We start from the raw sequence: 25,053 nt of genomic DNA, 5'->3' as shown, positions 1-25,053 counted from the left end.
TCATGAAGAGAACATATCTAATGCTGGCGCTGTACTCAAGTGTCTTCATTATATTTGGACTAGTATTCATTTACAGCGCCGGAATAAGCATGGAGGCAAGGCATCCCGGAGTGACTGCTTCTGAGTTTCTTGAGAGGCAGCTGATTGCCTTTGCTATAGGACTCGCTGGAGCTCTGATAATTATTTATATGAAGGGCTCCTGGCACTTCAAGAGAGCCTTCACAGTCTACTATCCACTTACGCTAATACTGCTTGTCGCCGTTCTCTTCTTTTCCGACAGGGGCGGTTCAAACAGATGGATAGATATCGGAAGCTTTTCTCTCCAGATTTCGGAGTTCGCAAAGATCTCTCTGTTGATCGTACTCGCCAAATACTTCGGAGGTCTTAAGAAGAGAAATTTTCTTACCACTTTCTTGATTCCGCTGGGGATTCTTGCTCCACTCGCAATGCTCGTGTTCATTGAACCAGACCTCTCGACCACTGGCATTATGGTTGCGATAACATTTGTAATGATGATAATCGGCGGAATAAAGATGCAATACATTGGTCTTGCGTTGATCTTCGTAGTTATTCTGATTCTTGTTCTCTACAGCGGCGGATTCATAGAAGAATATCAGATTCAGAGAATAACTTCCTTTCTGTCCTCCTTCACCGGTGAGGAACATGAACAGGTTTCATACTCGCTCATGGCTATCTCTTCCGGTGGCCTCACAGGTACGGGGCTTGGAATGGGACTAGTCAAGTACTACCTTCCCGTTAGTTACTCCGACTTTATTTTCGCAGTCATCGGAGAGGAGCTCGGCCTGGTTGGCCTGCTTGTGTTGATGCTCGCATTTGTGGGCTTCATAAGGGAACTCATCGTCGCTGGCCTGAGGGGCTCGACCGCTCTCGAAGGAAAACTATATATAGTCGGATTTGCTCTTTACATAATGATACAGGCAACCATCAACATAGCTGTCAATCTCGGCCTTTTCCCGGCAACCGGGGTTACCCTGCCATTTGTAAGCTCCGGCGGTTCTTCGATAATGTCCTTGATGATCGGTTACGGCCTGGTCTTCTCCATACTTATCGAATCGGAAGAAGAAAAGGAAAAAGAAAATGAGAAAGCTTAAGGTAGCCTTTTGCGGTGGTGGAACCGGTGGTCATTACTATCCTGCCGTCTCGATCTTGCAGGAGCTAAAAAGGCTAGGGGAAATCGATCTTATGTACTTCACTGTCTCTGGAAAGATAGATGACAGGAGCGTTGGAAAAAACTTTCCAGAAGCAAAGATAGTCCCTTTGAAGCTGACGGGTCTTAAGAGGCCGCTGTACAACCCCACAAATGCGGGGATACTCTTTTCTCACTTCAAGACCGAGAGATCTGTAAGAGAGCGTCTGGCCGAATTCTCACCAGATTTCCTGTTTTCGACCGGGGGCTATGTTTCCTATTCAGTTGTCAAAGCCGCTCATAAATTAGGGATACCGATATACATTCACGAACAGAACTCAGTGGTGGGAATAGCAAACAAGAGTCTTGCAAGGTATGCAAGGCTATTGTTCATCTCATTTGAAGAGAGCCGTAGTAGCCTCGAATTGCCGCCAGACAGGATCATCTTATCGGGTAATCCGGTAAGAGAGGCGAAATCAACGAGAAGTGAAGTAATGAAAAGATTTAATCTTGCAGAGGAAAGTCCTTTGATTGTCGTTCTGGGTGGAAGTCTTGGATCGGAAGTGATAAATAGCGCTCTAGAAAAGTTTTACAGCGAACTTGAAAAGAGCCGTGACAGGTTAGCTTTTCTCCATTCTACTGGTGACGATAACCGGGCCCTCTCTCTTAATCGATTCCCATTTGTTCGCTCTTTTTCCTATATAGAGGACCTTACAGACGCAATAGCCTGTGCGGATCTCGTCGTGTCAAGGGGAGGAGCAACTACTATCGCAGAGCTACAGTATTTTGGAAGAAAGGGTATAATAATACCGTGGCCCGGCGCCGCGGAAAATCACCAATTTCACAACGCTCGCTCGCTGGAAAGAGTTGGATTGGGTTATGTTATACTGGAAGAGAATTTGACCTCCACAGCTTTGAGCATTGCAATAAGAGAAATGTTGCAAAGAGAGACCTGTTACAAACCTCCAAGAAGACCAGTTGAGATTATTTTGGATAATATACTCCGGGAGGAATCGATTTGAAATATCATTTTATTGGCATTGGCGGAATTGGCATGAGCGGTCTGGCAATGCACTTAGCATCTGAGGGTGACCAGGTTTATGGATCGAATTACGAAGAGAACGAAAGGGTAGACTACCTTCGCGCAAAAGGCATAGATATTTTTATTGGCCATTCTTATGAGAACTTCGAAAAACCCGATGTGGTGGTTAGAACAACTGCCATTAAACAGGGAAACCCGGAGCTGGTTAGGGCTCTTTCGGAAGGTGTACCAACAATATACAGAATGGAACTGCTCAAGAACCTTCTTTCGAGAAACACTTCTCTTTGTGTAACTGGAACCGATGGAAAGACAACCACTACAGCTATGGTTTCAAAAATTCTTGTCGACTCCGGAAGAGATCCTACAGTCTTACTCGGTGGAATAAATCCTCTCTTGAGCGATGGAAACTATAGAAAGGGCGAGGGTCTTATCGTGAGTGAGCTTGATGAGAGCGATGGCTTCTTTGCTTCTTTTAAGCCTGACTACGCGATAATCACCAACGTACGGGGCGATCACCTCGAGCACTACGATAACTCGTTCGATAATCTCAAAAATCACTTCAAGTATTTCGCCAGAGGCGTCGGAAAGATGTTGGTTACGAATGCAGATGATCCAATTTCCGAAAGGATTTTCAAAGGCACTCTAACCTTCGGAAGAGACAGAGGCGATTATCGCTTCTCCGACAGAGCGACTGGAATCATGAATCAGACCTTCAGATGCTGGAAGGGCGATACCGATCTCGGAGTCTTCAAGCTCATGATCCCAGGGGAATACAACGCTTACAACGCAGCTGCAGCCGTTGCTCTTACCCGCGAAATGGGAGTTCCAATTGATTCGATAAAGAACTCCTTGGAGTCATATAGGTCGGTTGACAGAAGGTTCACTTTCAGAGGTCTCGATGATTTCAGAAACCTCTTTTTCTTTGATGATTACGCTCATACTCCTGATGAAATAAGCAGTACCATCCGAGGCGCCCGCGAATTCTTCCCCGGGAAGAACGTTGTGGTGGTCTTTCAGCCGCATAGATATTCGAGATTGGTCAGGGAAAACGGCCGGTTTGCGATGTCCCTCAAGGATGCAACCGAGGTCTGTGTCTACAAGCTCTACGAGGCTTACGAAAAGGGGCAGTATGCAATCGATGAGACCGAGGTCTTGAAAGGTTTGAGTAGCTACGGTGTTCCGGCAGTGCATGCCGTGAACTACTCTGAGATACTCGAATGGCTTGAAAAGAAAAGAGATGCCGTCATCCTCTTTCTCGGCGCAGGCGACATCACTGAAGCATCAAAAATGAGCGCTCTCAAACTTTGCGAAGCACATTAGAGACGTTTACAGTCTGACAAACGGCGCAGCCGGTACAACCCTCCCATCTGCAGTCACCGGTGGTCTCTTCCCTCAGTGCCTTCTCGTATTCTTCAATAAGAAAACTCTTCGAGATCCCAATGGAAATATGTTCCCATGGAAGCTCTTCGTGAATATCGTATCCTCTCATATAATCATCTACATCGATTCCCGCAGCACGAAAGGCTTCGTGCCATATTGCGGCATCAAACTCCTCGTTCCATTCATCGAAGATTGCGCCCAATCTGTAGGCCTTCAATATCGCTTTGCCGACCTTTCTGTTCCCTCTGCTGAGAACACCTTCAATCGTGCTGCTAGATGGATCGTGGCTGCTGAGCTGGATTCCTCTTCCAGAAAGCCTCTTCAGAATTCCTAGCCTTCTTGCCGCTTCGACTTCGCCTATCTGGGGCGAAAACTGGAACGGTGTGTGCGCTTTTGGAATGAAAATGGCCGCCGAAACTGAGACTTCTCTGAAGCCAACGGCTTTGACCCGCCTCGCCAACCTCACTATCTCTTCAAGATCCTCATCTCTTTCGGTCGGAAGTCCTATCATGAAATAGAGCTTGACTCTCTGCCAGCCGTTCTTTCTAGCCGCCTTGACGGTAGACATAAGATCGTCTTCCGATACGTTCTTGTTGATCACGTTTCTCAGTCTTTGAGAACCCGCCTCGGGCGCGAAAGTCAAACCGGTTTTCCTTATCGAAGCTATCTTAGAAGCGATCTCCACTCCGAAGGAGTCTATGCGCGTACTCGGCAGAGAGAGGGCGACCCTTTGCGGTTGGAGCAAAGGCAGGATCTCTTGAGTTAGAAGATCTATGGAAGAGTGATCCATAGTCGACAGCGAGAGAAAGGAGATTTCTTCATACCCCGTCTTCTCCAGAACCTTCCGCACAGACCGGCTTATTTCATCCACTCCTCTCTCCCTGACCGGCCTGTAGATCATCCCCGCCTGGCAGAATCTGCACCCACGGTTGCAACCGCGCATTACCTCAAACACTGCCCTGTCGTGAACTGTTCGCATGTATGGAACTAGAGGATTACTGTCTATCTCGTAGTCTGAGAGATCTCCGATTATAGCCTTGACTGTTTCCTTCTTCCCTATTGAAGGAACGTAGACTCCCTGAACTTGAGAAAGCAACTGGAGTAGCTCGCTTCTTCTCCCGGATTTCAAGAGATAGATGTTTTCCTTCACCGCGTTGCAGAGAATCGAGGTTACTGACTCTCCATCGCCAATTACGAAGGCGTCGAAGTAATCGGCCATAGGCTCGGGATTTGTCGAGCACGGTCCGCCGCCCAGCACTATGGGTTCGACTGTTCTCTCATTCTGGAGCAGGGGGATATCTGCAAGATCGAGAAGCGCGAGAACATTGCTGTAGCAAAGCTCGTACTGAAGAGTTATTCCCAGGATATCGAAGTCGACAGCCGGGGTGTATGTCTCCAAAGAAAAAAGAGGAATCTTGGCGTTGTACATTTCGCCGATCATATCCTTCCAGGGAAGGTACGCTCTTTCAGCGTAGAACCCATCAACTGCATTTAGTTCTTTGTAGAGTATCTTGAGCCCCAAATGGGACATGCCGACTTCATAGGTATCGGGAAAGGTAAGAAGTATCCTCAACTTCTCCGCGGGATTCTTCATTACCCTGTTAAGTTCCTTGCCGATATATCGGCTCGGCTTGCCTACTCTGTTGAGGACTCCCGAAGAGACTAGCCACTTCCTTATTCGCTCTTGACTGTTCATCAGAGCGTAAATTCAGTTGAAATGAGATACATCAATCTCAAGAGATTGTCGTAATCTTCCATAGATATGTATTCTGTCTCGGAATGAAGATACTTTACCGCAAGCGCTAGAGGAACCATCTTTGTTCCCTTCTGCTGGAAGGGAATTCCATCGGTGCCTCCACCCGTAACTCCTACCTGCAGGGGAATTTCCTTCTCTTTTGCAAATTCCATAAGGCGCTTTCCGAGGCCGTAATCACCGAGCGATGAAGTGTCCGACATTCTTAAGACGGCTCCGTTCCCAGGCTTAACGTCCCCTGTCAGTCTAGAGCAGCAGGCGAAGGAATCAACCGGAAAAAACAGATCCGGTTTTAGCTTTTCTGAGAGCGCTCTCGCTCCAATCAAACCTATCTCTTCCTGCACAGTCCAGGCAAGAACGACTCTCCTGTTCAGGTTGACCTTGACCAACATATCGAGAAGATCTAGCAGAGCAAGACAGCCCGATCTATCGTCAAGAGATCTCACGACCACGAATTTGTCGTTCAGTATTGAAATCTGTTTTCTGAATACTGCGTAATCAAGAACGTCAATTCCAATTCGCGAGGTTTCATCTCTGGAAGATGTCCCAACGTCGATAACGAGGTTTTGCCACGAAAGATCTGCCTTTTCTCGGAGGTGTGGAGGTGTCATTCCAATGACTCCGTCTATAGATTCTCCCGAAGAGGTGATGACGTCGAGATGCCTGCCAATGAGAAGTTCGTCGGCGATTCCCCCAACCTTCTTGAAGTTGAGAGATCCATCGGAATTAATCCCGGAAACAAGCAGACCAATCTCATCCATGTGGGCAGCAAAGGCGATTGTCGACTCTCCGTTTCCGGCTTCAACCATGACATTTCCAAGATCATCTACAAAGGCCTCAACACCTTCGGGAAGCATCTCGATTATCTTGGCCCTTATCATCTCTTCTCTTCCAGTCATACCCGGAACAAAAACCACGTCTGTCAGTCTGTCTAGATTCATGAAAACACCTCCCAACCAATTATAGCCTAAGGTCAAGAAGTTAGGAAGTTGGACTCACAAAGAGGTTCAGGACAGTTATAATCGTAATAGCAAAGTCAGTTTAAAGAAGACACTTGGTCAATCTTGAAATCACTATACAGAACTCATGAATGGAGGAGATTTTGTGAGCTATCACGAGAGACTGGAAAGACTGAAAGACGAATGGAAAAGCAAAAAAGTGATGCCTCTTCTGAAAAGGTTTCCCGAAAGAAGGAAGGAGTTCAAGACTTCCTTCGATGGGCCGGTAGAGATTCTGTACACGCCAGCCGCAAAGGACGAATATGTGGAGAGAATTGGATTCCCAGGCGAGTACCCTTTCACAAGAGGTGTTCAGCCGACGATGTACCGGGGCCGTCTGTGGACAATGAGACAGTATGCGGGCTTCGGAACTGCTGAAGAGTCAAACCGCAGATATAGATACCTCCTCTCTCAGGGTCAGACAGGGCTTTCGGTTGCCTTTGATCTGCCGACACAGATCGGTTACGACTCAGACGACCCGATGTCGGAAGGCGAAGTCGGAAGGGTGGGAGTAGCGATTGATTCGCTGGAGGACATGGAAACGCTCTTCGAAGGAATTCCACTGGAAAGAGTAAGCACATCCATGACAATTAACTCCACTGCCGCCATTCTCCTTGCGATGTACATCGCAGTGGGCGAGAAACAGGGAGTGGATGCCTCGAAGCTGACAGGGACTATTCAAAATGACATACTCAAGGAGTATATAGCGAGAGGAACTTACATCTTTCCCCCCGATTCATCCATGAGGCTAATTACGGATATCTTCGAATACTGCTCCAAGAACCTCCCCGATTTCAACACCATAAGCATTAGCGGGTATCACATAAGAGAGGCAGGGGCAAATTCGGTTCAGGAAATCGCCTTCACTCTCGCCGACGGTATAGCATACGTACAGGCGGCAATTGATGCAGGCCTCGATCCAAACGTATTCGGCAAGAGATTGTCTTTCTTCTTCAATTCGCACAATGGATTCCTAGAAGAAATAGCGAAGTTCAGGGCGGCGAGAAGACTATGGGCGAAGATTATGAAAGAGAGGTTCGATGTAACTGACGAAAAGGCAATGATGCTTAGATTCCACACTCAAACCGGAGGATCGACCCTCACTGCACAGCAGCCAATGAACAACATTGTTAGAGTTGCTTTCCAGGCTCTAGCCGCAGTTCTTGGAGGCACACAATCTCTTCATACTAATTCCTTCGACGAGGCTCTAGGTCTGCCAACCGAAGATTCCGTGACTATTGCGTTGAGAACACAACAGATAATCGCCTCAGAAACTGGCGTAGCGGACACAGTCGACCCGTTGGGAGGAGCTTACTTCATTGAAGAGCTTACAAACACAATGGAAGAAAAGGCACTCGACTACATTAAGAAGATAGATGACCTTGGAGGAATGGTCGAGGCTGTCAGGGCAGGCTTTGTACAGAAGGAAATACTCGACAGCGCCTACAAGTATCAGGTTGCGATCGAAAACAAGGACCAGATAATTGTCGGGCTCAATGAATTTGCTGCCGATGAGAAACAAGACAGAGATCTCCTTAGGCTCGACCCGGCCATTGAGGATAGACAGAAAAAGAAGATCGAAACACTCAGAAAGAACAGAGACAATGACGAAGTCCGAAGGCTCCTCGATGACCTGAAGAAGGCCGCTCAGGGAAGCGGAAATCTTATGCCATTCATACTGAAGGCCGTTAAGGCATACGCGACTCTGGGTGAAATAGCTAACGCCCTGAGAGACGTCTTCGGAGAATACACCGAAGCAGTGATTCTGTAGAGAGAGGTGGAGATAATGAAGATAAAAGTACTCGTGGCAAAGCCCGGACTCGATGGACATGACAGAGGCGCCAAAGTCGTCGCTATGGCTCTTCGAGATGCCGGAATGGAAGTTATCTACACAGGTCTCAGGCAGTCTCCCGAATCGGTCGTCAATGCCGCGCTTCAGGAAGACGTTGACGTTGTGGGGCTCTCGATACTGTCCGGCGCCCACATGAAGATTTGCAGCAAAGTACTTAGATTAATGAAAGAAGCAGGAATAGGCGAAAAGCCTCTCTTTGTCGGCGGCATAATTCCCTCAGAGGATGCCGACGAGTTAAGAAAGGCCGGCATCTTCGAAGTTTTCGGACCGGGAACCTCGCTGAAATCAATCATAGATAAAATAGAGGAAACGGTAAAGAAATGAGTTCAATGAAATCCGGGGTCGACCAGCTCATGATTTCGAGATCGCTGAGCATAATAGAAAACGACGCTGATTCGGCCAGGAAGATCATCAAGGGATTGCCTGTTCGAAATTACTGCGTAATAGGCGTCACGGGAAGCCCTGGAGCCGGTAAGTCGTCCTTAACAGACCGGCTGGCCTGTATAAGCGCAGAGGAAAAGACGACGGCCGTTGTCGCGATCGATCCTTCAAGCCCCTTTACGGGAGGCGCCTTTCTCGGCGACAGGATTAGAATGAGACGAGCAACCGACGATCCCAGGGTCTTCGTGAGATCAGTGGCCAGTCGGGGGAACGTCGGAGGTTTGAGTCCTTCAATTTATAACAGCGTCGAGTTTCTTGGCAGGAGCGGCTACGACAGGATTTACGTGGAGACTGTCGGGGCCGGCCAGTCGGAAACCGACATCGTGAATCTTGCAGATATCGTCCTTCTCGTAATGGCGCCCGGACTTGGAGACGATGTTCAGACAATGAAGGCTGGAATAATGGAGATCGGAGATATATTCGTGATAAACAAGAGCGATCTTCCCGGAGCCGACCAGCTCGCTTCGAGAACCAGGGCGGTTTTGGAGCTTTCCGGAAAGAAATTCCCGGTTATGAGGACAGATTCCATAAAGGGGAGTGGAGTTGAAGAACTCCAAGAAGAGATAGAAAAGCTGCTTTTCAGTTATCTCAGTTCGGGGAGGCTCGAATCGAAACGCGCCAAGCGCAACCTTTACAATAACTTGAACAGCGCGTACCAGATTATAAAGGAACACTACGCCGAAAATGATAAACTTGAAGAACTAATAAGGTATCTTCTTGAGAATATCGGGAGGTAATCAAATTGAAATCCGACAGAATTGACCATATTGGCATAGCCGTAAAATCGATCGAAGAGAGGCTTTCCGTTTATCGAGACCTTCTTAAACTTGAAGTTACCGGGATCGAGGAACTTCGAGACCGTGGCCTGAAAGTTGCCTTCGTAAAGGCCGGCGACACTCGGATTGAGCTTCTCGAATCGACATCGGAAAACAGCCAGATATCAAGATTCCTGGAAAGCAGGGGGGAAGGCATTCATCACATCGCTTTCCACGTTGACGATGTCAAAGCTGCGATTGAAGAAGCCGTTTCGCTGGGATTGAAACCTCTTTCCGCGGAGCCCGAAGCCGGAGCCGGAGGAACAAAAGTAGTCTTCCTCCATCCCAAAAGCACGGGCGGAGTTCTGACTGAACTTGTCGAAGGACACCACTAGGGGGCGAATGAATTGGCCGGTAAACTTGAAGAGTTCTTTGAGAAGAGTGAACAGATCATCCTTGGTGGTGGTCAGGAAAAGATCGAGAAGCAGCACAAAACAGGAAAGCTAACTGCCAGAGAGAGAATCGATGTTCTCTGTGACGAGGGAAGCTTCGAAGAGTTCGACAGATTTGTCAAACACAGAGCGACGAGCTTTGGTCTTGCAGACAAGGAATTCCCGGCAGACGGAGTCGTAACGGGAATAGGAAAGGTCGACGGGCGAAAGATAGCCGTTTTCTCTCAGGATTTCACAGTACAGGGTGGATCGCTTGGGGAAATGCACGCCAAAAAGATAATAAAAGTGCAGGATATGGCTTTAAAGCTAGGCATACCGATAGTGGGAATAAACGATTCTGGCGGGGCCAGGATTCAGGAAGGTGTTGACTCCCTTTTCGGTTACGGCGGAATCTTCCACAGGAATACCCTTTCTTCGGGAGTGATTCCTCAGATCACAGTTATCTGTGGACCGTGCGCAGGCGGAGCCGTCTATTCGCCCGCGATAACCGACTTCATTGTTATGACCGACAGGCACTCACAGATGTTTATAACGGGTCCACAGGTGATAAAGGCCGTGACGGGCGAAGAGACGTCGATGGAAGAACTTGGCGGAGCTCTTGTGCATAATACAAAGAGTGGAAATGCCCACTTTCTCGCCCCGGATGACAGAAGCGCAATGCTTCTCGTCAGGCAGCTTCTCGAATACCTGCCGCAGAACAATGCCGAAGAACCAAACAAGGGAGAGGCTGAACGCGGCGAGGCTCTGGAAGAACTCCGAGAAATTGTGCCAGATAATCCAAAGCAGTCATACGACGTGAAAAAAGTGATCTCCCTTGTAGTCGATGAAGGACGATTCCTCGAGGTGCATGAACACTATGCGAAGAATATGGTCGTGGGCTTTTCAAAGATAGCCGGAAGATCGGTGGGCATAGTGGCAAACCAGCCTTCTGTCTTCGCCGGTTCCCTAGACATAAATGCCTCAGACAAGGCAGCGAGATTTATTAGATTTCTGGACGCTTTCAATATACCGATAATCACCTTTGTAGACACACCGGGATTTCTCCCGGGAGTCTCTCAGGAGCATGGAGGGATAATTCGCCACGGGGCAAAACTCCTTTACGCCTACAGCGAGGCCTCCGTACCAAAGGTAACACTGATCCTTAGAAAGGCCTACGGTGGAGCATATATCGCAATGGGCAGTCAACATTTGGGAGCGGACATTGTTTACGCCTGGCCCGGTGCCGAGATCGCCGTAATGGGTCCCGAAGGCGCCGCAAACATAATCTTCAAGAGGGAAATTGATGGTTCCGACCAGCCCGAAAAGACCAGACAGGAAAAGATTTCGGAATACAAAGACATGTTTGCAAATCCATTTGTTGCGGCGGGAAGGGGTTATATAGAATCGATTATAGATCCGGCTGCCAGCAGAATAAAGATAATCAAGGCTTTGGAGACGCTGGATACGAAAGTCGAAGGCAGACCAACCAAAAAGCACGGGAATATACCGCTTTGAGGTGCATTTGATGGAAGAGTATATCCAGATCACTATTATAGGCGTGGCAATTGTATTCCTGGCGCTGACGATGCTTTTTGTCATATTCAAGATTCTCGGCCGCCTGTTCTCCAGAGAAGATGAAAACAAGCTTAAGGCAGTCAGTATGAAACCTGCCCAGGCAACTGGTTCCAGAGTCATTGAGACGAAGGAAGGCGGCGAGGACCAAATGATAGCCGTCATAACCGCTGCAGTAACTGCCTTCATGGGTCACAGCAACTTCAAAGTCAGAAGTGTCGACCCGGTTACCGTGTCGGCAAACTCACAGTGGAAACGACGAGAACCAACCGTCTACTGGAAAGTGAGGAGGAGCAAGAATTGAGAAGATTCAGAGTGAGAGTGAACGGCAAGGATTACGACGTCGAGATCGAGGAGCTTTCTTCTGCATCCGATTCAAGTTCGGGCGGAGCAGTTAAAAAAGCCGAACCCATACAGAAAGTCGAAGCGGCGGATTCACCCAGACCCTCTGAAGTGGTTAAGGAAGCTCATAAACCGGTTGAACCCGTTAAAGAATCCACTGGATCGGGAGAGAGAGCCAAAATACTGTCGCCAATGTCGGGGACTATACTCGAAGTTCTCGTTTCGGTAGGAGATTCCGTCTCCCCTGGCCAGAAGCTTGTGATACTCGAAGCAATGAAGATGGAAAACAGTATTCTCTCCGAGGATTCGGGCACGATTAGCGAAGTCAGAGTGAAAAAGGGTGACAATATAGACGCAGGCGAGATAATGATAGTACTGGCATAGGAGCGGTCTTGCCGCTCCTGTGCTTCAGGCGAAAGCAATCATTTTCACGGAGAATCTTCGAGACATCGCTTCCATGAGAGGAGTGTGTGTATAGGTTGACTTCCGCGGACAGAGATCTTTCTACGAGAGCGAGAGAGCTTTCTCTGAGTGCCTTCGGTGTCTTTCCAGATATCCCTTTTTCCTTTAACTCAAGGCTGAAGAGGGTCCTTGGCAGACTTGTCTACTCGAAAAACCGTGGAACGCTTACTCCCCTCAGAATAGAGATCTCTTCTTCGATATCCTGTAACGAGGAGCTTCTCAAGAGAACCTTGCTTCACGAGCTTTCTCACTTCTACTTGATGAAGAATGACAGAGATTTCTCGCATAGCTCGCCGGAATTCAAGAAGCTGTCCGAAGAACTGGGATTCGATATCGTAGCCGAGTACGAGGGACTTCCGGTACACAGATGGGTATGTTCCGCATGCAAGAAGACTGTTGCTCTTTCCTTCAACCGCAGAGAGAAAAAGGGTCTATCTTCCTGCTGCAAAGCCCCGATAGAACTTCAGGAAAAATAATCAAATAAACACTTGCCTTTCTAGAAATTCATCTGTTATAATAATTTATACCTAATATCTAAGTGGTGATATTTATGAAAGCCTATAAGAAGCTCACTAAGGCGCTTGTATACTTTCACGGAGATTATTTTGTGCCGGTAAGATTCAGTTACGATGGTATAAAAATAATCGTGAATTCCGTTACCTCCTTCTGGGTAGAGGCCGTGGGAACTCAGAAAATCTATCATTTCTCAGTAATGACCACACTTGGAGCTTACAATCTTGAATTTGACGAAGATGCGAAGAAATGGTACAGCTATCTTCTTGGAGGGTGATTGTTTTGAAAGGAATTCCTTACGTATCGCACATAGACATGGACGCATTTTTCGCAAGTATAGAACAGGCGGCCAATCCGACTCTGAAAGGCAAACCGATAGCAGTAACCGGAATTGGAAAGCGGCATTCCGTTGTGACTTCGGCGAGTTACGAGGCAAAGAGACTGGGTGTGAGATCGGGCATGGCCTTTTTCGAAGCCCTGAAGCTGTGTCCTGACCTTATAGCTGTGGGAGTGCAGTCAAAGAAGTACGGCTATATATCGAAAGAGATAATGAAGATGATGACCTCTGTATCGCCCAGAGTTATGGTGGCGAGTGTAGACGAGGCTTACATAGATCTCAGCTTTCACACTAAACTGGAGGAATCGATTAACAGATTCATTTCCTTTAAGAGAGATTTGAAGGAGAGATTCGGAATAACCGCCTCGGTTGGAATCTCGGTAAATCCTATCATATCTAAAATCGCCAGCGATTACTCCAAGCCAAACGGATTCGTGGTGGTCAAAGACGGCATGGAAAGAGAGTTCCTGAATGAGATACCCGTAAAGGACGTTCCGGGAATCGGGAAGCACACGTTGATAAAACTAGAATCCATGGGATACAAGACGACAGGGGAGCTTCTGGAAGGGTTGGAGAAGTCCCCCATGGATCTTTACACAATGTTCGGAAATGCCTTCATGGGCTTTCTGCAGAGTCTCACAAAAAAAAGATTCTCCAGAAATGAGTTTTTCAAAGAAGAGAGGCCAAAATCCGTAGGCCATTCTATGACGCTTTCGGGCGATATAAGCGATTTCGATCTTATAGTGAGAGTAACAAACTTCCTGGCTGCCAGGGTAATCTACAGGATGGGAAGATACAAAATGGAAGGTTCCGGCGTCAGTTTCTTCTTTAGATACGCGGACAGAAGTTCCAAAGCCATTTCAAAGAAGCTGAACTTCACAATTTCCTCGATCAAAGATATGACAGAAATCACCCCGTGGCTGATCAGCTCAATCTGGAACGGAAAGGCCGTCAGGGCAATTGGAATCTCATGCTGGGCTCTTAAAGAAAAGAAGAATCAAAGGCAGCTCTCTCTGTTCGAAAAAGAAAAGGAACTGCTGGAAACCGTGCTACAAATAGAGAATAAATTCGGAGAATACGCCATATTTCCAGGGAATATACTATTCCTCCCCGAGATCAGGAAGCTTGAGAAACCTTCTGATCTCCATTACCAGGGCTTCTGCCGTCGCGAGGTTAGTTGCTAACGGCTTGTTATGAACATCACACACTCTTAGAAGGGCGCTCACATCCGGCTCATGGGGTTGGGCGGTGAGCGGGTCTCTCAAAAATATGACAAAATCAATCTCATCATTGGCAATGAGAGCGCCTATCTGGAGGTCACCACCCAGAGGGCCGGATTTGAATGAAGTGAGCTCCAATTTGACCTTCTCCCTGAGGATATTGCCCGTAGTGCTGGTTGCAAAAAGGGTGCACTCTCTGAAAACATCGACGTGCTCTCTGACGAACATTATTAGATCGATCTTTTTCTTGTCGTGCGCTATCAAAGCTACTCGTGGTTTTTCACTCATGGCTACCTCCGTCTTATGACAAGAAAATGATAACACATACCGACCGTCGGAACTCCAGGCATTCAGCCGAGGTGAATTGATCTGTCCCTTTCGTTCAACGAGATAACAATATACGGACAAGTCACTACGGACCCGGAATCTACTGTGCGGGGCGGATTCTTCAGGGTGAGTATATGCGTATACAAGAGCGGGGGCGAAACCGAAGAAATCTTTGACATTCGTTTCGATGAAAGAGAATCGAAAAGGGTATTCGCGGAAATCTACAGAGGCTGCTATCTGATTATCAGGGGCGAAATAAGAGTTAGAAAGAGCCTTCACGTAAAACTCAGGGACTTCACCGTGACAACAAGACCCTACGACAGAGATCTCGATATCGACATACCAAGAATACTGACGCGGATCAAGAGCGATTACTTCTGAAAAGTCTCGTAGTACTTGCCTCTAAGATCGGTGAAGATAGATCTGTCCACCACGGTCTTGAATTCGTCAACCTCCAAGAGAAGATACTCGTCACCGACTCTATCGGTTATCTTCACATACTCAATCTTCGGGAAGTAACCCTCTCTCTTGAGGAAAGAAATATGTATGTGCATGAGATTGGGAAGGTAGCCCCCGCCTCCGATAAGGCCAAGTACTCTGAGTCTCTGTTCGGACGGATCAATCATGTATATGCGCCTTTCATCTTCCGTGGTAACGGTCCATGTGAAGTTGGACGACTCGAGGAGACCACTGAAAAATTGCTCAGTAAGGTTGTTGATCAAATCAGTCTGATAACTCGATCTATATTGCTTCCAGGGCACGCCGTCAACAACACTGAAGGTGACTTCCTCCCTTGAGAGATATACAAGGGCAATTCCGCTCAGCTCCTCAGGCTCAAAAAACTCTACATAGACATCTTCGCCCCCGACCATAACGAGCCGAATCCTTAGCTTGAGATCTTCGTATTCTGAATCGGGGTTTTCTGTATCTACCAAATGGAAATGAACTCTTACAAGTGCGTCGATATCGCCGGAATCAACGACCTGTTGTATGAAAAGCGTCAGATCATCGTACTCATTAACTGAAGAGAATAAAGACCCTCCAACAAGCAGAGAGAATGCGACGGCCAAGACCACAGAAAGCTTCATCTTACTCACCTCTCGCGAGATTATAACATGCGAAGAGAGGCATAAAAATGATAAGATCAAATTGAGGGGTGATGATTTGAAGGTAGCGTTTCCCGCTCAGATGAGAGAAATCGACAAGAAGATAATAGAAGGAGGAGTGTCTTCGCTTCTTCTGATGGAAGAGGCTGCCCGCAGCGTTTTCGAAGAGATTCAAGGACGCGGAGTTAGCCGGGCAGTTGTCCTGTGTGGCGGAGGCAACAACGGCGGTGACGGGTACGGAGTGGCCAGGCTCCTTCTCGGCGACGGAACTGATGTTGCCGTTGTTCGATGTTACACTCCCGCGAGCGATGACTGCAAAAGGAATGCGGCGATTTATGCCTCTCTTGGAGGATCGGTTGCAACCCTGGAAGAAACTTCCGTTGTGGAGGGTCTGCTCGAAAGGGCCGACATAATAATCGATGCCGTTTTTGGAACTGGGTTTCATGGAGATCTGGAGGCAAACATCGCCAAGCTGTTCGAGTTTGTAAATCGGCTTGAAACGTATAGATTGGCCTTGGACATCCCTTCGGGAGTCTCCGGGTTCGACGGCAGTGTTTCAAACTCGTCGTTCAAGGCAGACAAAACCGTCACTTTCGGACTTGCAAAAGTTGGCCATTTTCTCTATCCCGGATGTAGCTTCTGTGGCGAGATTCGCGTTGAAAGCGCCGGCTTCCCAAAGATAATTATGAATTCTCTGGCCGATTCCGAAGTCATAGATGAAGAGATTGTCTTTTCCCTTCTTCCTGAAAGATCTCGTAACAGCTATAAGGGAAGCTACGGTTCAGTCCTAATTGCAGGTGGAAGTGAGGTCTACACGGGAGCTCCGTATCTCTCCGCTCTCGGCGCATTCAGATCCGGATGCGGGATGGTTTATACATACACCCCCGGTGGATCTGCGAGCGTTATACGGAACATTCTGCCGGAAGCAATTGCTCTTGTGAGCGACAACGACTTTCTCGGACCCGGCGACATCAATCACCTCTCAAAATTGATGGACAGAATAGACTGCGTCGTGGTCGGTCCAGGAATCGGAAGAAAAGAGGACAGTGTCGAATTTGTATTTCAGTTGTTGAAGAGTTTTCCCGACAAGAGCTTTGTTGTAGATGCCGACGGCCTTTTCGCCATCTCAAAGGATCTTTCAATCCTATCAAGGTCAATGGAGATTCTTCTAACCCCTCACCCGGGAGAGTTTGGCCGACTCAATGAAGGAAAAACAGATCTGCAGTCTTTCATGGAGTTTTGTGCAGGTCACGAAACACGCGCGATTCTGAAGGGCGCCTCTTCTGTTTTTTGTGACGCAAGCGGAAAGATATCTATCAACACAACGGGAAATACCGGCCTCGCGAAGGCGGGAAGCGGTGATCTCCTCTCAGGATCGATTGCCGGTTTTGCAGCCCAAACAGGCGATCTCGATAGATCTGCGATACTGGGAATGTACTTCATGGGCAGAGCAGCCGAGCTTTCAAGCGTTTCAGAGCCAAGTAATTCTGCCTCAAGAATTGCAGACTGCTTCTCACTTGTCTTTAAGCAGTTCGAGCGGAATGCGAAGGAGAAACTCCATGGAACTAGGGCATAATATATCTCAGCGACTCGAGCAGAAACTCGGCCTTTCTCTGAAGGCGCAGCAGGCCCTTAAACTACTTCAGCTCAGTTCACTTGAAATCTCTGCCGAACTCGAAGAGATAGTACAGGCAAATCCCCTTCTTGAAATCAAGAGAGAAGACTACGAACTTATAGAAGAAATCAAAGAAGGCAATAGAGAACCTGAAGACGAGGAAAATATCGAAGATGGAGATTATTACTCACTCCCTGCGAGCAACTCCATCTACATGAAACAGGAAAGCACGGATCGCGACGGCTGGGACTTCGACAGAATTGAAGCCCAACAGCCGACCTTCAGAGAGATACTGAGAGACTTTGCTTTCTATATACTCGACGATGATCTCTTCTGTCTCTTCGAGATACTTCTGGATAACATGGACGATTTCGGCATGATTACCTCAGACCTCGAGGCAATTGCCCGGGAAAATCACTGCCCCGTCGATGGACTTTCGACAGTCATTTCTGCCATGAGAGGCGGTGGCTTCGACGGAGTCTTTGCGTCGAATCGCGAAGAACTCGAAACTCTTATGGGGCCAGGACTCTTTCCTTCATCGGGGTACAGCGACGGAGACTATGTAAGATACGTTGAGCCGGACGTATATATCGAGTTTCTCGATGAAAAATTCATAGTCACCGTCAGGGATTACTCACTCGTCTTGAACGTTGATGAATCCTACGAAGAGATACTTGAAAGTGGTGAAAAGACGGCAAAGAAATACCTTGAAGATAAACTTGAAGAAGCAAAGTTCTATATTACCGCCCTTGAAAGAAGGAAGACGACGTTGATCACGATCGGTAATGAGATAGTGATGAGAAACGCACCCTTTCTACTGAAAACGAGCGATAAGATCAGGCCTCTTAAGATGAATTCTATTGCGGACAAGATAGGCGTAGTAGTCTCAACCGTCAGCCGCGCTGTGAAAGATAAGTTTGTTCAGACTCCCGTTGGAACTTTCCCGATCAGGTACTTTTTCGGCAACGTGCAGGAAAAGAAACAGGCTCTCGAAGTGATAGCCGAGATCGTAGGTGAAGACCCCGAGATTTCAGACGCGCAGCTTGTAATTGAACTCAAGAACAGAGATATACGCATCGCCAGGAGAACAGTGAACAAGTACAGAAACCAGCTTGGACTGGGAAAATCAAAATGACGACCAAGGCAGCTCTCTTTGTCGGCGGGGAATACATATCTTCTTCGGAATTCTACTCAAGAAAGTTGAAGGAGACTTATCTTGTGTCGGCCGCCGATTCGGGTGCAGAAATGCTCAGAAGTCTTGGAAGGCATCCCGATCTACTTGTCGGAGACATGGATTCGATAAGTGAGACGACTCTTGACTGGTGCAGAAGGAAAGGGTCTCTGATTATTATCTATCCGCCTGAAAAAGATGATACAGATACTCAGATCGCGCTTCAGGCCCTTGAGGAACGGGACATAGCGGAGGTGGAGATCTTCGGCGCCACAGGTCTGCGCCTCGATCACTTCATGGGCACTCTTGCTTCGATCTACGGTGCGCGGAACTCCTTGAAGGCGACGATAGTGGAGGATAGCGTAGAGATCGGAATGGTGTCCAAAGAGCTTATCTCCTCAGTAGAACCAGGTGAGACCTGGTCCCTGTTCCCCTTCGGAGGACAGCCGACCATGATCAGACTGAAGGGCTTCAAATACCCTTTGAGAGATGCCTTTCTCGAGTACGGGAACCCGCTTGGTGTTTCAAACGAGGCAAAAGAAAGAGAAGTACAGATTCTCTGCAAGGGAGGTACCGTTCTATACTTCAGATGGTTGAAAAAGCAGTAATAATTTCAGATACACACGGCTCTCCTGAGCCGGTGAAGAGAATACTCAAGAGAAACGGAGAAGACATTCTTATTGTTCACTGCGGAGACTACCTGTATCACGGCCCCAGAAATCCTCTTCCAGGTGACTATGATCCAGAAGAACTCGCTGCCCTTTTCAGACAGTATTCCCGAAGAATTGAAGGTGTGAGGGGAAATTGTGACAGCGAAATCGATCTGATGCAGATCGGCTTTGTTGACCTGCCTGAAGCGCGAACGCTCGTCATAAACGGTATCGAGCTCTTCATTTCACATGGCCATAAGGAGTTCGGTCTGCCCTTCGAAGAGGGAGTAATCATATCCGGCCACACTCACATCTCCCATCTCTCCAGAGAAGGGAAAATCATATTTCTGAACCCTGGCAGTCCCTCTATTCCCAAAGATGGAACCGGTGGATCCTACGCAATAATCGACTTCGTAAAAGGTGTCGTATGCCTCAAGAGCATAGAAGGGCTCGAACTCAAAGCGATGGCTCTTTAGGAGCGCCTGGTTTCCGTAAACATGTTGCTGAACCCATGATATAATAAGTATCTGGGTGATGAATATGGTTTTGAGATGGCATGGACATTCGTGTTTTTCGCTTGAGAGCGGTGAAAAGACTCTTTTGATCGACCCCTTCGACGAGGGTGTCGGTTATGACATGCCCCCGGTTGAACCGGATATTATTCTGGAATCCCATCAGCACCATGACCACAATGCTCATGATAGATTTGAGCAGGGATTCGCGCTGATAAACGAACCCGTCAGCAAGACTGTTCAAGGGTTCAAGATCGAAGGTCATTCAGTATTCCATGATGACGTACAGGGAAGGAAGCGAGGCAAAAACATAATTTTCGAAGTTACGACCCCGGACGGATTCAGAATCGTTCATTGCGGAGACCTCGGCCATAGACTTGATTTAGAGCTTCAAGATCTCCTTAGGGGTCCCGATGTTCTGCTTGTGCCTGTGGGCGGGTTCTTTACAATCGATGCGAAACAGGCAAGAGAGCTGACAAGAGATCTAGCTCCGTCGTACGTCATTCCGATGCATTTTAAAACAGAAGCCCTGGCCTTTGAGCTGGGGAAAGTTGAAGACTTTCTGTCTGGCGACCCGTTTGAACAGCTTGATGAGCTTAAGCTTGAAGAAAAGGCCAATGTGGGAACCAGGATAGTCGTCCTCAATTATCATTGATCGAGGGCATAATATGGATGAAAAGAGAATTGTATCTCTCCTTGGAATAGGAAGAAGAGCAAACAAGGTTGTGTTTGGCAAAGAGCAATTGAGAAGTTATTTGAGGCAGCCGTTTAAGAAGAAGTTTCTCATTCTGGCTTGCGATACCAGCGATTCGATAAAGGAAGACTGGATCAAGAGATGCAAGAGCCACGGGGCAAGCTGTATTCTCCTCAAAGAACACGACCGTGTCGCTCTGGGAAGGGCCATCGGCAAAGACAACATCTCTGCAGTGGCAGTTGCCGATAACGGCCTTGCAGACGAAATCTCAAAGATAATGACACAGGCGGGAGGTGACTGAGCTATGCCAAAAGCCAGAGTGTACGAACTTGCTAAGAGATTGAATATAACGGCAAGAGAGCTGCTGGATGAACTTGAGGAGCTCGGTGTTACCGTCAAGAACCATATGTCCGTTCTTGACGAGGAGACCGTAAATATTGTAGTTGGTCTCTACGAGGAAGAGAAAAAGGAACTTTTAAGGAAGGCCGAAAAGGCAAAAAACAAGATTCAGGAGAAAGAAGTCAAGAAGCTTGAAAAGAAATTGGTTTCCAAAGAGGAGCCACCGGCCGAGAAAAAAATTCCGGTTGAGCATAAAGTAAGAACCGTCAAGCTGAAGAGTAATGAATTCAAGCTCGACGTGCTCGCCAAGAAAATGAACGTTCCAATATCAAAGGTTATAAAGGATCAGTTCATGAACGGCATAATTCTTCGACCCGGACAGATTCTTTCGCTTGAAGATGCAGTGAATATCGCAAAGAACTATGAGTGGGAAGTAGAACTCGTTCACGAGGAAGAGATCAACCCCTTTGAGAGTATCTCGAGTTCTTATGCGGAATCTTACAAGGAAAGCTCAAGACTGGTCCAGAGGCCCCCGGTCGTCACGGTTATGGGGCACGTTGATCATGGGAAGACTACGCTTCTCGACAGAATTAGAAAGGCCAAGGTCGCCGAAGATGAAATCGGAGGCATTACCCAGACAATAGGTGCTTACCAGGTCGAGATAAGAAACAAGAAGATCACGTTCATTGATACGCCCGGGCACGAGGCATTCACCGAAATGAGAGCCCGCGGAGCTCAAGCAACGGATATCGTAGTTCTTGTTGTAGCGGCCGACGACGGTGTTATGCCGCAGACTATAGAGGCTTACAACCACGCGAAGACGGCAAATGTGCCCATAATAGTCGCGATAAACAAGGTGGACAAACCAAACGCAAACATAGACCTTACGAAGCAACAGCTCGCCTCCAAGCTGGGCCTCGTTCCTGAAGACTGGGGCGGGGACACTGTAACAGTTCCTGTATCTGCGAAAACAGGCAAGGGCGTTGAGGATGTTCTTGAGATGATCCTTCTTGTAGCCGAAGTAGCAGATGTTAAGTGCATTCCCGAAGGAAACGCAAGAGGAATCATTATTGACTCAAGATTGGACAAGGCCGTAGGTCCCCTGGCAACTCTCGTTGTAAAAGACGGAATCTTGAGACCTGGCGACTACGTTGTTGCCGGTTCTGCCTCAGGCAGAGTGAAGGCATTGATTAACGAATACGGGAAGCGAATCAAAGAAGCCAATCCTTCAGATCCTGTGCAGATTATTGGCTTCGACGAAGTTCCCGATGTCCACAGCATTGTGTACGCGGTTGAAAACCTTGACACTTCTCGATCGCTAGCCGAATATGCAAAGAATCAGGCTCAGAAAGAGAAGTCGGTCACGACCAGGCGTCACATTAGACTAGAAGAATTCCTCTCGATGACCGGAAACACTGATGAGAAGAAGGATCTGAAGCTGATACTGAAAGCCGATTCCTTCGGTACAGTCGAGGCTCTGAAGCAGGCCATGGCCAAGCTAGAGAATAACGACGTAAGGATTGAGGTCGTCCATTCTGGTATCGGCTCTGTAAACTCGAGTGACGTAATGCTTGCATCTGCCTCCGATGCCGTAATAATGGGCTTCAAAGTTAAACCCGACGCCCAGGCAAGAAAACAGGCAGAAGTAGAGGGAGTCCAGATCAAAGTCTACGAGATCATATTCAACCTTATAGACGACCTCAAGAAGGCTCTCGAAGGTCTCCTCGAACCAGAGGAAGTCGATGAAGTGATAGGCCACGGACACATAAAACAGTTGTTCAAAATAAGCAAAGTTGGAACTATCGCCGGTGTCCAGGTTGATGATGGGCACGTGCTGAAGAAGGGCAAGATGAGAGTTTACAGAAAGAACGAGGAAATCGCTGACGTTGCGATCGAAGTACTCAAGCATTACAAAGACGATGCGAGCAGGGTAGATGCCCCAAAGGAGTGCGGAATAAAGGCGCTCGGCTTCGATGATTTCCAGGAAGAGGATCAGCTTGAATTCCACAGCAAGAAGAGCGTAAAGAGAACAATAGATTTCACCGAATAGGTTACCTAATAGAAGAATGAGGTCCCTTAGCGGGGCCTTTTTTTTGGACGCGAGGACCGAGGTCGGGGGGTTGGGTGTCGCGGGTAGGAAAGAGCAAGAGAACCTGGTTGCATTGCGTCCCTGCACAATCTTCGCTGGCATTCCAATTCGGAGGACGGTGGACTGTTGACGGTTGACCTGAGAAGGCCTCCTGCCGAAGGCAGCCTTGCGTCCCGGCATGTTCTTAGCCGGCATTGCGACCTGGGCCGTTCTTGCCCAGCCTTGCGTCTATTGTTTTATTCTTCCATGAACCTGCAGACTGGCTTCAAATCATGATATTATCCTTCATGCTAGGTACTACACTCATTTGATCTAGAAAGCAAGAAGGGAAGTGAAGAGATGGAGATGCAGAAAGACGAGTTTTACAGACAATCTAAAAACCCCAAGAACCTACACATTCTCAACAAAATTGTGGATGCTGCTAGAGAAGACAGAAGGATCGTTTCAGTCATCTCTTACGGATCCTATACGAGAGAGGACTTTGACAAGTTTTCGGACATAGAGTTCTATATATTCATTAGGGACGATTCAGCCGACACCTTCAACGATGAGCAATGGCTTAGAGAGACTATTCCGGTGGAGTTCTACTTCACAAACTTTTACGGTGTCAAGACTGCGGTCTTTTCGAAGTTCTTCGTCAGAGGAGAGTTCCACTTCCACTCAGAAAGAGAAATCTCTGTCCTCGATAGCTGGAAGGGCGTTGTCCTTCCCGGAAGAGTAGAGAAAACGGTCCTTCTAGACAAATCCGGAGCATTCAGGAAGAAGATTGAAGAATTCTGCAAGACAAGACCCTTGATCGATGAAGAAGCTTCATTCAAGCAGAACTACCTGGAACTCGCAAATGGAATCATCATGGAGTGGGGAGTCCTCAGCAGAAAGGATCTTTTCAGGGCTGGCACACTACACAGCACGAATCTCCTCTTTCTCTCCAGACTCTTCTCTCTGTTACACAAGAAAACAGACCACCTGTATTCTCCCAGGCTTCTTGAGAGCTTTATGAGTGAAGGTGAGTACAGGAGCTTTTGCGAATGCTTCGCTACAATGAGTTTCGACTCTCTGAGAGCGGCTCTGGAGAAGATGGCGAAGCTTTCCGCAGAACTCACAAGAGAGAATAAGGACACTGATATTGTGAGAGCAAAGAAAGCGATTCTCGAAAGAGTTGTGGAGAGATCTTACAGACTTGAAGGCATCATCTCAGAAGATATGAAGGTATTGATGATAAAACACACGGGGAACGACGGCAGACCTGACGACTGGCTCTTTCCCGGTGGAGGAAAACTCCCCGGAGAATCTGATGAAACGGCAGTGAAAAGGGAGATTATGGAAGAAACCTGTCTGGATATCGAACCTCGGGGCATGATTGCCGAGATCGAGCTGCCGGAAGACGGATTGTACTACTCTGCGAAGATGTTCCACTTTGAGTATGATGGTTCTTCGGTTCCTTCTCCCGGATCGGAACCGGAAGATGAAAATGAAGTCTATTACACATTTTCCGAAGTGAAGTGGATCGATCTCAGCGATCTTTCACGGATCCCCGCTGAATACAGGAGCTTTCCCCACATGCCCGAAAGACTTGAAGCGATAAGAGAGCACTTGCTGAAACGCCTGAATCCATAGGAAAGAACGAGACTCCCCGAGGTCGCAAATATCTCTTGGGCAACTATTCGAAGATTACATAGTCCGAAAACTTGAGTCCGACAACTTGATCAATATCATATTTGGCAGTAGAAGGAGCTTCCACCCGGATCTCCTCTTTGCCAAGCACAATGCGGTAATCAAGTATGTTTCCCAGATAGACCTTTTTCCTGACTTTACCAGTCACGTGACCCTCCTGAGGAGATACAAGTTTCACGTTTTCCGGCCTTACTGCAAATACTCGCTGCATACCGGGAGAGAGTTGCTCAGGCCTGTAATTTATGTCAAAAGGAGTATCGTCATCTGCGTTGAGAAATCTAGCGTACAAACCGTCTCCTTTAGATATCAGTTCGATTCTCAAGAAGTTTATCAGCCCAATGAAGTCTGCGGCGAATTGATTCTCGGGCCTCTCATACAGCTCTCTTGGCGTCCCCAGCTGCTGAACAGTGGCCTCATGCAGTAGCAGGATCCTGTCTGACATTGCCATAGCTTCTGCCTGATCATGAGTCACGTAGATTATTGTGACTCCGATTCTTCTCTGAATGTCCTTGATCTCGAAGCGCATTTCCTCTCTCAGTTTGGCATCAAGATTGCTAAGCGGCTCGTCGAGAAGCATCACATCGGGTTCCATAATCAGCGCCCTTGCCAGCGCAACCCGCTGCTGCTGCCC

At 47.8% G+C, this 25,053-nt stretch carries 27 protein-coding genes; 22 read left to right on the top strand and 5 right to left on the bottom strand.

What is annotated here, in order from left to right:
- The first annotated feature begins 2 nt into the window (after positions 1-2).
- Genes ENN47_02120 through murC form a run of 3 tightly spaced genes read left to right on the top strand, consistent with a single transcriptional unit; the run spans position 3 to position 3,509 of the window.
- Positions 3-1,112 carry an FtsW/RodA/SpoVE family cell cycle protein gene (locus ENN47_02120; GenBank protein HDP76984.1) on the top strand — a complete coding sequence of 370 codons (1,110 nt, stop codon included), beginning with the start codon at positions 3-5 and terminating at the stop codon, positions 1,110-1,112.
- Entirely contained in the window at positions 1,099-2,169 is a 1,071-nt protein-coding gene (locus tag ENN47_02115) for a UDP-N-acetylglucosamine--N-acetylmuramyl-(pentapeptide) pyrophosphoryl-undecaprenol N-acetylglucosamine transferase (protein HDP76983.1), read from the top strand. Before ENN47_02120 ends, ENN47_02115 begins: the two co-directional genes overlap by 14 nt.
- Positions 2,166-3,509, top strand: coding sequence for a UDP-N-acetylmuramate--L-alanine ligase (murC, locus tag ENN47_02110; protein HDP76982.1), 1,344 nt, complete (start codon positions 2,166-2,168; stop codon positions 3,507-3,509). Before ENN47_02115 ends, murC begins: the two co-directional genes overlap by 4 nt.
- Here murC and ENN47_02105 read toward each other — a convergent pair.
- Together ENN47_02105 and ENN47_02100 are read right to left on the bottom strand one after the other, a co-directional pair.
- Positions 3,487-5,268 carry a radical SAM protein gene (locus ENN47_02105; protein ID HDP76981.1) on the bottom strand — a complete coding sequence of 594 codons (1,782 nt, stop codon included), beginning with the start codon at positions 5,266-5,268 and terminating at the stop codon, positions 3,487-3,489. The two genes, murC and ENN47_02105, sit on opposite strands and share 23 nt — an antisense overlap.
- Positions 5,265-6,263: a M20/M25/M40 family metallo-hydrolase gene (locus ENN47_02100; GenBank protein ID HDP76980.1), complete on the bottom strand. Its 999-nt coding sequence runs from the start codon at positions 6,261-6,263 to the stop codon at positions 5,265-5,267. Before ENN47_02100 ends, ENN47_02105 begins: the two co-directional genes overlap by 4 nt.
- Positions 6,264-6,426: 163 nt before the next feature.
- Here ENN47_02100 and ENN47_02095 point away from each other — a divergent pair, with 163 nt between their 5' ends.
- From ENN47_02095 to ENN47_02050, 10 genes are all read left to right on the top strand, one after another.
- On the top strand, positions 6,427-8,091 hold the full coding sequence (locus tag ENN47_02095) for a methylmalonyl-CoA mutase (protein ID HDP76979.1): 1,665 nt from the start codon (positions 6,427-6,429) through the stop codon (positions 8,089-8,091).
- Positions 8,092-8,106: 15 nt separating this feature from the next.
- Entirely contained in the window at positions 8,107-8,496 is a 390-nt protein-coding gene (locus tag ENN47_02090; protein HDP76978.1) for a cobalamin B12-binding domain-containing protein, read from the top strand.
- Positions 8,493-9,350 (top strand): methylmalonyl Co-A mutase-associated GTPase MeaB, encoded by an 858-nt coding sequence (meaB, locus tag ENN47_02085; GenBank protein HDP76977.1) that lies wholly within the window; start codon positions 8,493-8,495, stop codon positions 9,348-9,350. The genes ENN47_02090 and meaB overlap by 4 nt, the downstream gene beginning before the upstream one ends.
- A 5-nt stretch (positions 9,351-9,355) precedes the next feature.
- Complete coding sequence (gene mce / locus ENN47_02080; protein ID HDP76976.1) at positions 9,356-9,763, top strand: methylmalonyl-CoA epimerase; 408 nt, start codon at positions 9,356-9,358, stop codon at positions 9,761-9,763.
- 12 nt (positions 9,764-9,775) lie between these two features.
- On the top strand, positions 9,776-11,314 hold the full coding sequence (locus tag ENN47_02075; GenBank protein HDP76975.1) for a methylmalonyl-CoA carboxyltransferase: 1,539 nt from the start codon (positions 9,776-9,778) through the stop codon (positions 11,312-11,314).
- A gap of 10 nt (positions 11,315-11,324) precedes the next feature.
- On the top strand, positions 11,325-11,675 hold the full coding sequence (locus ENN47_02070; protein ID HDP76974.1) for an oxaloacetate decarboxylase subunit gamma: 351 nt from the start codon (positions 11,325-11,327) through the stop codon (positions 11,673-11,675).
- Positions 11,672-12,097 (top strand): biotin/lipoyl-binding protein, encoded by a 426-nt coding sequence (locus ENN47_02065; GenBank protein ID HDP76973.1) that lies wholly within the window; start codon positions 11,672-11,674, stop codon positions 12,095-12,097. The genes ENN47_02070 and ENN47_02065 overlap by 4 nt, the downstream gene beginning before the upstream one ends.
- A 95-nt stretch (positions 12,098-12,192) precedes the next feature.
- Positions 12,193-12,651 carry a sprT domain-containing protein gene (locus ENN47_02060; protein HDP76972.1) on the top strand — a complete coding sequence of 153 codons (459 nt, stop codon included), beginning with the start codon at positions 12,193-12,195 and terminating at the stop codon, positions 12,649-12,651.
- A gap of 62 nt (positions 12,652-12,713) precedes the next feature.
- Positions 12,714-12,965: a hypothetical protein gene (locus ENN47_02055; GenBank protein ID HDP76971.1), complete on the top strand. Its 252-nt coding sequence runs from the start codon at positions 12,714-12,716 to the stop codon at positions 12,963-12,965.
- Positions 12,938-14,209: a DNA polymerase IV gene (locus ENN47_02050; GenBank protein HDP76970.1), complete on the top strand. Its 1,272-nt coding sequence runs from the start codon at positions 12,938-12,940 to the stop codon at positions 14,207-14,209. The genes ENN47_02055 and ENN47_02050 overlap by 28 nt, the downstream gene beginning before the upstream one ends.
- Here the strand turns inward: ENN47_02050 and ENN47_02045 are convergent.
- Positions 14,126-14,533 carry a methylglyoxal synthase gene (locus tag ENN47_02045; protein HDP76969.1) on the bottom strand — a complete coding sequence of 136 codons (408 nt, stop codon included), beginning with the start codon at positions 14,531-14,533 and terminating at the stop codon, positions 14,126-14,128. The two genes, ENN47_02050 and ENN47_02045, sit on opposite strands and share 84 nt — an antisense overlap.
- Before the next feature lie 171 nt (positions 14,534-14,704).
- Between ENN47_02045 and ENN47_02040 the strand changes: the two genes are divergently transcribed.
- The gene (locus tag ENN47_02040) at positions 14,705-14,953 is read left to right on the top strand and encodes a hypothetical protein (protein HDP76968.1); all 249 of its coding nucleotides are present in this window, start codon (positions 14,705-14,707) and stop codon (positions 14,951-14,953) included.
- Here the strand turns inward: ENN47_02040 and ENN47_02035 are convergent.
- The gene (locus ENN47_02035) at positions 14,944-15,660 is read right to left on the bottom strand and encodes a hypothetical protein (GenBank protein HDP76967.1); all 717 of its coding nucleotides are present in this window, start codon (positions 15,658-15,660) and stop codon (positions 14,944-14,946) included. The genes ENN47_02040 and ENN47_02035 overlap by 10 nt on opposite strands.
- Before the next feature lie 76 nt (positions 15,661-15,736).
- On the opposite strand from ENN47_02035, the gene ENN47_02030 reads away from it, so the two are divergent.
- The 8 genes from ENN47_02030 (at position 15,737) to ENN47_01995 (ending at position 24,365) form a co-directional block, all read left to right on the top strand.
- Positions 15,737-17,254: an NAD(P)H-hydrate dehydratase gene (locus ENN47_02030; protein ID HDP76966.1), complete on the top strand. Its 1,518-nt coding sequence runs from the start codon at positions 15,737-15,739 to the stop codon at positions 17,252-17,254.
- A complete protein-coding gene (locus ENN47_02025; GenBank protein HDP76965.1) occupies positions 17,238-18,428 on the top strand; it encodes an RNA polymerase subunit sigma-54 in 1,191 nt (396 codons plus the stop codon). The genes ENN47_02030 and ENN47_02025 overlap by 17 nt, the downstream gene beginning before the upstream one ends.
- Complete coding sequence (locus tag ENN47_02020) at positions 18,425-19,072, top strand: thiamine diphosphokinase (protein HDP76964.1); 648 nt, start codon at positions 18,425-18,427, stop codon at positions 19,070-19,072. Before ENN47_02025 ends, ENN47_02020 begins: the two co-directional genes overlap by 4 nt.
- A complete protein-coding gene (locus ENN47_02015; protein HDP76963.1) occupies positions 19,054-19,590 on the top strand; it encodes a phosphodiesterase in 537 nt (178 codons plus the stop codon). Before ENN47_02020 ends, ENN47_02015 begins: the two co-directional genes overlap by 19 nt.
- Before the next feature lie 58 nt (positions 19,591-19,648).
- Positions 19,649-20,281, top strand: coding sequence for a Zn-dependent hydrolase (locus ENN47_02010; protein ID HDP76962.1), 633 nt, complete (start codon positions 19,649-19,651; stop codon positions 20,279-20,281).
- Positions 20,282-20,294: 13 nt separating this feature from the next.
- Positions 20,295-20,621 (top strand): 50S ribosomal protein L7, encoded by a 327-nt coding sequence (locus ENN47_02005; protein HDP76961.1) that lies wholly within the window; start codon positions 20,295-20,297, stop codon positions 20,619-20,621.
- A 3-nt stretch (positions 20,622-20,624) separates the two neighbouring features.
- Positions 20,625-22,709: a translation initiation factor IF-2 gene (locus tag ENN47_02000; GenBank protein ID HDP76960.1), complete on the top strand. Its 2,085-nt coding sequence runs from the start codon at positions 20,625-20,627 to the stop codon at positions 22,707-22,709.
- 378 nt (positions 22,710-23,087) lie between these two features.
- Positions 23,088-24,365 (top strand): NUDIX domain-containing protein, encoded by a 1,278-nt coding sequence (locus tag ENN47_01995; protein ID HDP76959.1) that lies wholly within the window; start codon positions 23,088-23,090, stop codon positions 24,363-24,365.
- 43 nt (positions 24,366-24,408) lie between these two features.
- Here ENN47_01995 and ENN47_01990 read toward each other — a convergent pair.
- Positions 24,409-25,053: ABC transporter ATP-binding protein (locus ENN47_01990; protein ID HDP76958.1), on the bottom strand; the 645-nt coding region annotated here is incomplete at its 5' end.

Source organism: Mesotoga infera, from assembly GCA_011045915.1.
In the GTDB taxonomy this organism is placed as follows: Bacteria; Thermotogota; Thermotogae; order Petrotogales; family Kosmotogaceae; genus Mesotoga; species Mesotoga infera_D.
The sequence above is the reverse complement of the archived record's forward strand: the minus strand, read 5'-3'. Positions and strand labels throughout refer to the sequence as shown.

What these genes read in the sequence shown, in the direction of transcription:
- ENN47_01995 (HDP76959.1), top strand. Translation starts at nt 23,088, where the DNA reads ATGGAGATGCAGAAAGACGAGTTTTACAGACAATCTAAAAACCCCAAG.
- ENN47_02070 (HDP76974.1), top strand. Translation starts at nt 11,325, where the DNA reads ATGGAAGAGTATATCCAGATCACTATTATAGGCGTGGCAATTGTATTC.
- meaB (HDP76977.1), top strand. Translation starts at nt 8,493, where the DNA reads ATGAGTTCAATGAAATCCGGGGTCGACCAGCTCATGATTTCGAGATCG.
- ENN47_02020 (HDP76964.1), top strand. Translation starts at nt 18,425, where the DNA reads ATGACGACCAAGGCAGCTCTCTTTGTCGGCGGGGAATACATATCTTCT.
- ENN47_02025 (HDP76965.1), top strand. Translation starts at nt 17,238, where the DNA reads ATGGAACTAGGGCATAATATATCTCAGCGACTCGAGCAGAAACTCGGC.
- ENN47_02005 (HDP76961.1), top strand. Translation starts at nt 20,295, where the DNA reads ATGGATGAAAAGAGAATTGTATCTCTCCTTGGAATAGGAAGAAGAGCA.
- ENN47_02115 (HDP76983.1), top strand. Translation starts at nt 1,099, where the DNA reads ATGAGAAAGCTTAAGGTAGCCTTTTGCGGTGGTGGAACCGGTGGTCAT.
- ENN47_02045 (HDP76969.1), bottom strand. Translation starts at nt 14,533, where the DNA reads ATGAGTGAAAAACCACGAGTAGCTTTGATAGCGCACGACAAGAAAAAG.
- ENN47_02100 (HDP76980.1), bottom strand. Translation starts at nt 6,263, where the DNA reads ATGAATCTAGACAGACTGACAGACGTGGTTTTTGTTCCGGGTATGACT.
- ENN47_02050 (HDP76970.1), top strand. Translation starts at nt 12,938, where the DNA reads ATGGTACAGCTATCTTCTTGGAGGGTGATTGTTTTGAAAGGAATTCCT.
- ENN47_02015 (HDP76963.1), top strand. Translation starts at nt 19,054, where the DNA reads ATGGTTGAAAAAGCAGTAATAATTTCAGATACACACGGCTCTCCTGAG.
- ENN47_02010 (HDP76962.1), top strand. Translation starts at nt 19,649, where the DNA reads ATGAATATGGTTTTGAGATGGCATGGACATTCGTGTTTTTCGCTTGAG.
- ENN47_02000 (HDP76960.1), top strand. Translation starts at nt 20,625, where the DNA reads ATGCCAAAAGCCAGAGTGTACGAACTTGCTAAGAGATTGAATATAACG.
- ENN47_02120 (HDP76984.1), top strand. Translation starts at nt 3, where the DNA reads ATGAAGAGAACATATCTAATGCTGGCGCTGTACTCAAGTGTCTTCATT.
- ENN47_02035 (HDP76967.1), bottom strand. Translation starts at nt 15,660, where the DNA reads ATGAAGCTTTCTGTGGTCTTGGCCGTCGCATTCTCTCTGCTTGTTGGA.
- ENN47_02090 (HDP76978.1), top strand. Translation starts at nt 8,107, where the DNA reads ATGAAGATAAAAGTACTCGTGGCAAAGCCCGGACTCGATGGACATGAC.